Consider the following 7,306-nt stretch of genomic DNA (forward strand, 5'->3'; position numbering starts at 1 on the left):
AGGATGACCTAAGACCGTAGCTTCCGTCAGTGTCCAATTTCCGGGGAGCACCTCATTCTGCCGCACGAACGATCGGTGCGACACCTGGATGGCATGGAGGACAATGCGTGTTCGATAGATCCGGCAACCTAATTATCAAAATTCCGGCCGCTGGGTCTGCCGACTTCTATGCACCGACTGGGCTAATATCTATATACTTGCACTACAAGCACGATGTTCAGCCTTACAACTTGGCCGAGGAACTCGGCCGTGTCGACGACTACTTCCTCGTAAGGCCGGTCCATTGATCTTTTGGTCGAGTCTTTTGGGGGTGATCGGCTACGTCGGATATCTAATCAGCCTTGCCATGCTGGGAACGGGACTTTCACTCAGCGCTCATACGAAGGCGTTCGAGACACATGGTTTTCAAGCTGCGCTTGGACACCTTTTGGGTATCGGTATCTTTTTCTTCCTATCAGCCGTATCGCTATTTCTCGTAGGATTATCCGGACGCTCTGACACGGCGATAAGGTCCATCTCTACAGTTACCATAGTGGCGCTCGCACTGTTCGCTGCCTGGCTTACCAAGAGGCTGGTCTTCGATCCTACTTAATGCTGCTATGAATGTGCTCTACATTTCGAACGCTTATCGGTCTTTGTTATTGAGCGCTGGAGGCGAGCTACCTCCCCGTCGGCGGCGTGCAAGTGTCCTCGGGCGACGCCATCGACCTGCGCTTCCCCGGCCAGTGGTTCCAGGCGGAGAGCGGGCTGCATCAGAACTGGATGCGGGACTACGACCCGACGACGGGGCGCTACATGCAGGCCGACCCGCTGGGGCTGGTGGACGGCGCGAGCGTGTATGGCTACGCGCTGCAGAGCCCGATGCGATGGACGGATCCGACGGGGGAGGCTGTCTTTCTTCCGTTCGTTGTCGCGGCAGCAAAAGGTGCCGCGGCGGGCGCCGTCACTGGAGTTGCGACCGGATGGGCCATCGACCAACTCTTTGGGGACGGCTGCTACACATGGAGCGAAGCCGGAAGAGATGCTGCATTTGGGGCCGTTGGTTGGGCAGCGTTTAAGGGGGTCAGTACTGCTTGGAGAGCTTGGCGTGGCGCAAAAAATCTGCGTTATGGTCCACTAAATCCTGGACCGCTCTCTGACAATATCGCGTCAACATTCAGAAGTGCTTCCTACTCTGCTGTGACCACATCGGGACCTACCACGCTGTACCGGGTATATGGAGGTAAAGCTGGACAAATCGGGGGTTTTTGGACTAGGACGCGTCCCAGTGGTCCACTACAGTCTCAATTAGACAGCGCATTAGTTGCGGCTTGGGGAAATACGGGATCAAAAGTTGCAATCGCAACTGTGCCGCGTGGTACGGTCATATATGAGGGCGCTGCCGCATCACAGGCATTGAAGATTGGTAATGCAAAAATAGGTGAGCTCATTGGGGGCGGGAGTCAGGTGTATATTCTACGAGTTAATCCAAAATGGATCCGTTGAAGATGCGAGCCGCTGATCAAAGATTAGAAGGCGCGCTATGCAATGTCGTTGAACTTCTACGTGAGAGCGGAGAAGACTTCTGGAAGGAAAAGCTTGAGCGCACCCTCGGCGATATCAGGATGGCAAAAAAAGATACGGAATATCTTCAGGGCGAAATAGAATCGTGGTTTGGAGGAATGGGTTCGCTCAATGATCTCATAATCGCGAAAGAGAACGGTCATAACGTATCCGACGAAGAGGCAGCTACGCTAAACAGGAAATTAGATAGAGCCAGACTTCTTTTGTACCAAGAGGTGCAACGTCCATGACAAGTATTGGCCTCGTATCTCTACGACGCCCGTGGCCAACAGGTGGTCCGCCGCCTGACGCAGCAGCAGAAGACGATCCGCTCGGTGCACGACGCGTCGGGCAACCGGATCGCGGAATACGAGCTGGACGCGCTGACGGGGACCTCGACGCTGTTGCGCGAATACGTGTGGATGGACGGGGTCGTGATCGCGGTGGTCGAGGGCGGCGCGATCTACCACGTACGGACGGACCATATCGGCCGCCCGGTTTTCGCCACGGACGAGAACGGTCTCGTGGTGTGGGAAGCGAGCTACCTGCCCTTCGGCGGCGTGCATGTCTCGACTGGCGCCGCGATGGACCTGCGCTTCCCCGGGCAGTGGTTCCAGGCGGAGAGCGGGCTGCACCAGAACTGGATGCGGGACTACGACCCGACGACGGGGCGGTACATCCAGGCCGACCCGCTGGGGCTGGTGGACGGCGCGAGCGTCTATGGCTACGCGCTGGAGAGCCCGATGCGATGGACGGATCCGACGGGGGAGTTTGTTGTTCGCTCACCGGACTATCCGTTTGGAAAAAACGCAGATGAATGTAGATACACCGACCGAACTTTCGTAGATGGGTTGGAGCGGTTTATTCGGGTAGGAGACCTTGATGACGGTGTTGATGACGATCTTCTAAACCGGCAATCGCCTATACAGATTGCTCCGTTTGGAGGTGGGGCCGGGAGGGGGCCTGGAGGTCCGAACGATGTGGGTTTGGTCGGCCGCGGGCACACTCCTCCTCCTGGGACTCGGGTGAGGCCAGACGGCATTCCAAGCACATGGAAGCCAAAACCTTCAAGGACTGGAAATGGGACTATTTACAGGAACCCCCGGAATCCAAATGATAATGTCAGAGTTATGCCGGGAAACCCGAACAGTCCCTATCCTGCATCTCAAGCCCCGTACGCACGACAGCAAAATAGCGCCGGTAAATATCTGGATAGATTTGGAAACCCCTCGCTCGGCCCTAGAGGCGGAAAGAGAGATGCCGGCACTCATATTCCACTCGGCAGCTTTAGTGTGACATCACCATGATAGATGTTAACACACTTAAAGATGCGCTTGTTGAGCTATCGGATAAGGAAGACCAATTGAGGCTTTGGGCCAGAATTGATAATAAGACTGGCGAGATTTCATCTTTTGAAGAGGCGACTGTTGAAGCCTTTGACAGCTCCGGAGTTGCCAAGCTGATATCCCGAGGCGAAACCGATGCGCCGGACTACGACGACCTCCTGCCCTTAATGTTAGAGTTGGGCCAAGCCGTCGATGCTGTCGACACTAGACTTCCACCTGTAATTATGATTGCGTCGGAAGCCATGGAACGGGTCAGATCCATCGCATATAAAGTATTAACGCATCTGCAGTAACTTTTGATGCCACTTTAGCTGCGCCGCTTGACGCAGAAGCAGCGGGTGATCCACTCGGTGCACGACCTCGCGGGCAGCTGGATCATGGAGTACGGGATCGCTTCGCTCGACGGGTCGGCGGAGCTCCTGCCCGAATACATCTGGCTGGAGAGCCGGGTGATCGCGGTGGTTCAGAACGGCCTGACCTTCCATATCCGCACCGACCATATCGGCCGCCCGGTCTTCGCGACGAACGATATGGGCGTGAAGGTCTGGGCGGGTGAGACGGAGATAGACGATCGTCCGGTGGACGATTGTCCGGTCGAACAAGCTCCCCTTCGGCGGCGTGCACGTCTCCACCGGCGACGTGATGGACCTGCGCTTCCCCGGGCAGTGGTTCCAGGCCGAGAGCGGGCTGCACCAGAACTGGATGCGGGACTACGACCCGACGACGGGGCGGTACATCCAGGCCGACCCGCTGGGGCTGGTGGACGGCGCGAGCGTGTATGGCTACGCGCTGCAGAGCCCGATGCGGTGGACGGATCCGACGGGGGAGGCGATCCCGGCCGTCGTTTGGTTTGGCGTTAAGGTCGGGACGGCGTTTTTGGGCGGTTGGGAGGTTGGGAAGGCGATCGGGGAGGCCTACCTAGAAGCCTGTCATTCCGGAGCCGGGATTACCGGCGGGGAGGCAGCAATAATTGCTGCGAATGCAGCGTTAGAAGTATCAAATCCTCTTGGAAAGGTCACCACCGCAGGACGTTTTGCCTCGAGATCAGTACGACAAGGTACCGAACGGGTTCAAAGATGGATGTCACGAGCAGAACTAGACGCGACACGTAAAACCGGGCTTCTTCGTGGGGGCAGAGACGGCGTTCATTATGTAACTGACGCTGCCAACTCGACGGCAAAACGGGCTCGTCAACGATCGGCACTACCTCAGACACCAGAGGTTCGTGTAACGCTTGATGTCCCAGCAGGCACGTTTTCTAAACCAACGCGGGTAGAGCCAAACTTTGGGATGCCTGGGGGCGGGCTAGAGCGCACCGCAACGGGTAGCGTCCGTGTCCGCATCGTCAAAGTCGATGGGAGGCGATAGTGCGTATCACCGTCAAAATAACAGGCGACCCCTTTTCATCCGGGAACTTCCTTTTGAGGACGAGTCTTGCCGAGGTGAAAAAGTATGAAGGAGAAAAGCTTCTTCTTGAGTTGAGGGAGGATAATGAAGGTAAGAAAGCGAATTTCGAATTCATCGTCGCGAGTTTCCGGCATGGGGAAGCTGACAGAGCGCTATACGAAAGCGGTCAGCCTGTTCTGTGTTCTCTAATTGCAACGACCAAGCACCGTGCTTTATCAGAAGATCCACTAGACACGAGTTGGTGGAGGGGAGGTAATGCAATGGTAGGTAGTATTCAAAAGACTACGCTTCCTTCTTTTGAAGTAAGCTGAGGATGAATGCGCCTTACTCATTTTGGCTCTCCATAAAATAGCTGGCGCCGGCTCGAGACGCTGACGCGCGACGGGGTGGTTCAGGCGGAATACCTCTACAACGGTCTGGGCCAACAGGTGGTGCGCCGGCTGACGCAGCAGCAGAAGACGATCCACTCTGTGCACGATCTCGCGGGCAACCGGATCGCGGAATACGAGCTGGACGCGCTGACAGGGACGTCGACGCTGTTGCGCGAATACGTGTGGATGGACGGGGTCGTGATCGCGGTGGTCGAGGGCGGCGCGATCTACCACGTACGGACGGACCATATCGGCCGCCCGGTCTTCGCCACCGACGAGAGCGGTCTCGTGGTGTGAGAAGCGAGCTACCTGCCCTTCGGCGGCGTGCATGTCTCGACTGGCGCCGCGATGGACCTGCGCTTCCCCGGGCAGTGGTTCCAGGCGGAGAGCGGGCTGCACCAGAACTGGATGCGGGACTACGACCCGACCACGGGGCGGTACATCCAGGCCGACCCGCTGGGGCTGGTGGACGGCGCGAGCGTGTATGGCTACGCGCTCCAGAGCCCGATGCGATGGACGGATCCGACGGGGGAGGCGATCCCCCTACTGATTGTCGCAGGAGGAGCACTCGCCGGATATCTAGTGAGTCTCGCAGCCGACTATGTTGAGGAGAGCTGTGGATGTGATCCTCGCGCCCGAACTGCGGGGGCTGTTCAGACATCGCCAGCCTTCGGACGGGCAACAAGACATACTTCTGAACCAGTGGTCGGCTCGGGACGGACGGGATCAGCCTTCGAAGAAAAGCGCGACGACGCTTCCTGTTCAAACGACAGAGAAAGCGCTCCAGATCGGACTCTCGGTAAGCGTCGAAGGTGGCTTCGCGGCGGGCTTCATCCGAAAGGAAACGGTCGACGATCTGGTCGATCTGATCGTCTGACAACCGGCTGCCGCGATGCTTCTTGTTTTGGAAGGGCGCGTTCATCGACGCCGCCTCCGACCAGCTTTCCCAAGACCTTCGACAAGACCGACCGCGGCCTTCGCGAGAAGCGCGCCGGTCAGGAAGCCTTGCGTTGCAAGCCGTGATAGCCTTTCGGCGGCGAACTCGAAGAACGCAGTCGGTCCCGATGGATCCATCGCGACGGTCCAGACTAGCCCGCCCGCAAGGGAAGTAGCCACCAGAGTGGCCACGACAGGATTGCGTAGGAGCACCGAAAGAACGAGGCCCGATGCAGCGCCAGCCAGCACGTGACCGTAGTCGAAAGATAAGAGCGGCGTGTCGACCATGATCAGCGCTTCGCCATCCGTTGTGCGACTGCACCAAGAATTCGAAATGCCCGAGCCGGTCCCCGCCACAGGATGAAGAACATCGTCCCGACAATTGCTGCCGCCAGCAGGGTACCGGCCGTCTGCTCGCCCACGACCAGAGTCAGAACGCCTTGCACGGCGCCGAGGACCAGTAGCGCGATCGCCGCCGGTGCCGTCCATGGTGGCACCGCCGCTAGAATCTCCGACGCGACTGCGAACTCTGCCAGTACCAGGATCACTGCGCCAAGCAAGGCGAGCCGGGCGCCAGTCATTGCCGCAACGGCACCGGCAAGAAACGCGGCCGCCGTGATGGGGTCGATGACGCCGAACAAGTGCTCTAGAAAGGGATCAAACTTTTCAAATACTTCAGAAACCCAATCGCCGGCGGTCTCGGCGACGGCTTCGTCAAAGGCCGACAAGAAGTTCGCGCTATCCACCTTCACCTCCGTTCTGGAGTTCCACATCCAGTCAGTCGAGGAGAGGGCTGGGTTTTCCCGCGGCTGGGCGGTTGGTGATTACGTTGAAGGGGCGTTCGAGAAGGTCGTGGCACCGCTTGGCCGTCTAAAGCGGCATGGGGCGCGCGCTATTCGCTGCAGTACCAATTCGGCATGGCAGCCGGCAGAACGGCTGAATTTTCGCGGCCAAGCCTCTGCGAATAGAGCGCGACACGGAACGTGTGACGGTGTCGTGTACCTTAGATGCGCGTCACGTCATGCGCTTAGACGGTTGTTGAGCTGATCAAGGCGACGAAGCTCTCGCCGGCCTAGTTCACGGGCACGGCTTGGGCAGGAGGACCGTGCGAGGACGTGCAGGCCGCCATCCAAGGGCGCGATGTAGGCGAAGAAGCCGTGCGCATCTGCGCCGACATAGATCGGAAAGATCGATAAGCTGGCCACGGTGTTGCTCCATACGATGTTCACGTGGTGTGCCGCCGCAGCGTGCAGAGCGGCACATCATGACAGTCAAACGGTGGCTGTACATTTCCCGCAGGGCGCTCGGGCTGGGGGCCGAACTGCAGGTGGGAGCGAGCATCTCGAAGGGGGGGTGTTCTTTTCCCCTGATAGTATAGCTCTGCGTCAGGCATGAGGTGCCCCGCATTTTCAGAATGGGCGGGGACGCATGCGAGAGGGCAACATCATGGTTGTCGATCTCGCCGAGTATGTGGTGGATGTTACCGCACTAGATCGGGGGTCCGTCCTGTTCCACTTAAGGCTGCCTCGATTGCTTTCGCGAGGTTAGCCACCAGTCACGATAGAACCGGATGGCCGCACGAACCAATGCCTGATCCAATTAAATCCGTTACTTACGTGCCAGAGAACGTTCGCTCCCAGTCGCGTCCCCTCCGCCATTTTCCCTTTTTGTTGGATCGGACTGGATCGTCCCTGAGCGGATGGA

The 7,306-nt window shown here is 58.2% G+C and carries 10 protein-coding genes and 1 pseudogene; 9 read left to right on the top strand and 2 right to left on the bottom strand.

All coding sequences use genetic code 11. The features are described 5' to 3' along the window. The first annotated feature begins 648 nt into the window (after nt 1–648). From jaqu_RS22350 to jaqu_RS22025, 9 genes and pseudogenes are all read left to right on the top strand, one after another. Nucleotides 649–1,485, top strand: coding sequence for an RHS repeat-associated core domain-containing protein (locus jaqu_RS22350; RefSeq protein ID WP_084629278.1), 837 nt, complete (start codon nt 649–651; stop codon nt 1,483–1,485). Then, nucleotides 1,473–1,793, top strand: coding sequence for a DUF6966 domain-containing protein (locus jaqu_RS21285; protein WP_141134381.1), 321 nt, complete (start codon nt 1,473–1,475; stop codon nt 1,791–1,793). The genes jaqu_RS22350 and jaqu_RS21285 overlap by 13 nt, the downstream gene beginning before the upstream one ends. 6 nt (nt 1,794–1,799) lie before the next feature. Next, complete coding sequence (locus jaqu_RS01740; RefSeq protein ID WP_043917219.1) at nt 1,800–2,849, top strand: RHS repeat-associated core domain-containing protein; 1,050 nt, start codon at nt 1,800–1,802, stop codon at nt 2,847–2,849. Continuing rightward, nucleotides 2,846–3,181 (top strand): hypothetical protein, encoded by a 336-nt coding sequence (locus jaqu_RS21290; RefSeq protein WP_043917220.1) that lies wholly within the window; start codon nt 2,846–2,848, stop codon nt 3,179–3,181. The genes jaqu_RS01740 and jaqu_RS21290 overlap by 4 nt, the downstream gene beginning before the upstream one ends. A 349-nt stretch (nt 3,182–3,530) precedes the next feature. Further along, nucleotides 3,531–4,256 (top strand): RHS repeat-associated core domain-containing protein, encoded by a 726-nt coding sequence (locus tag jaqu_RS22355; RefSeq protein ID WP_084629284.1) that lies wholly within the window; start codon nt 3,531–3,533, stop codon nt 4,254–4,256. Next, complete coding sequence (locus jaqu_RS21295) at nt 4,256–4,606, top strand: hypothetical protein (RefSeq protein WP_141134383.1); 351 nt, start codon at nt 4,256–4,258, stop codon at nt 4,604–4,606. Before jaqu_RS22355 ends, jaqu_RS21295 begins: the two co-directional genes overlap by 1 nt. A gap of 75 nt (nt 4,607–4,681) precedes the next feature. Beyond that, nucleotides 4,682–4,963, top strand: a complete 282-nt coding sequence (locus jaqu_RS01755; protein WP_043917222.1) for a hypothetical protein — start codon at nt 4,682–4,684, stop codon at nt 4,961–4,963. Between the two features lie 12 nt (nt 4,964–4,975). Beyond that, nucleotides 4,976–5,185: pseudogene (locus jaqu_RS22360) on the top strand (RHS repeat-associated core domain-containing protein); the annotation flags it as partial. Nucleotides 5,186–5,288: 103 nt separating this feature from the next. Further along, entirely contained in the window at nt 5,289–5,543 is a 255-nt protein-coding gene (locus jaqu_RS22025) for a hypothetical protein (RefSeq protein WP_236687716.1), read from the top strand. A 41-nt stretch (nt 5,544–5,584) separates the two neighbouring features. On the opposite strand, the gene jaqu_RS21825 is transcribed toward jaqu_RS22025, so the two are convergent. Then, nucleotides 5,585–5,890, bottom strand: a complete 306-nt coding sequence (locus jaqu_RS21825; protein ID WP_043917224.1) for a hypothetical protein — start codon at nt 5,888–5,890, stop codon at nt 5,585–5,587. A 2-nt stretch (nt 5,891–5,892) separates the two neighbouring features. Further along, on the bottom strand, nt 5,893–6,348 hold the full coding sequence (locus jaqu_RS01770; RefSeq protein ID WP_141134384.1) for a hypothetical protein: 456 nt from the start codon (nt 6,346–6,348) through the stop codon (nt 5,893–5,895). Between the last annotated feature and the right edge of the window lie 958 nt (nt 6,349–7,306).

The sequence above is a fragment of the Jannaschia aquimarina genome (genome assembly GCF_000877395.1).
Classification (GTDB): domain Bacteria; phylum Pseudomonadota; class Alphaproteobacteria; order Rhodobacterales; family Rhodobacteraceae; genus Jannaschia; species Jannaschia aquimarina.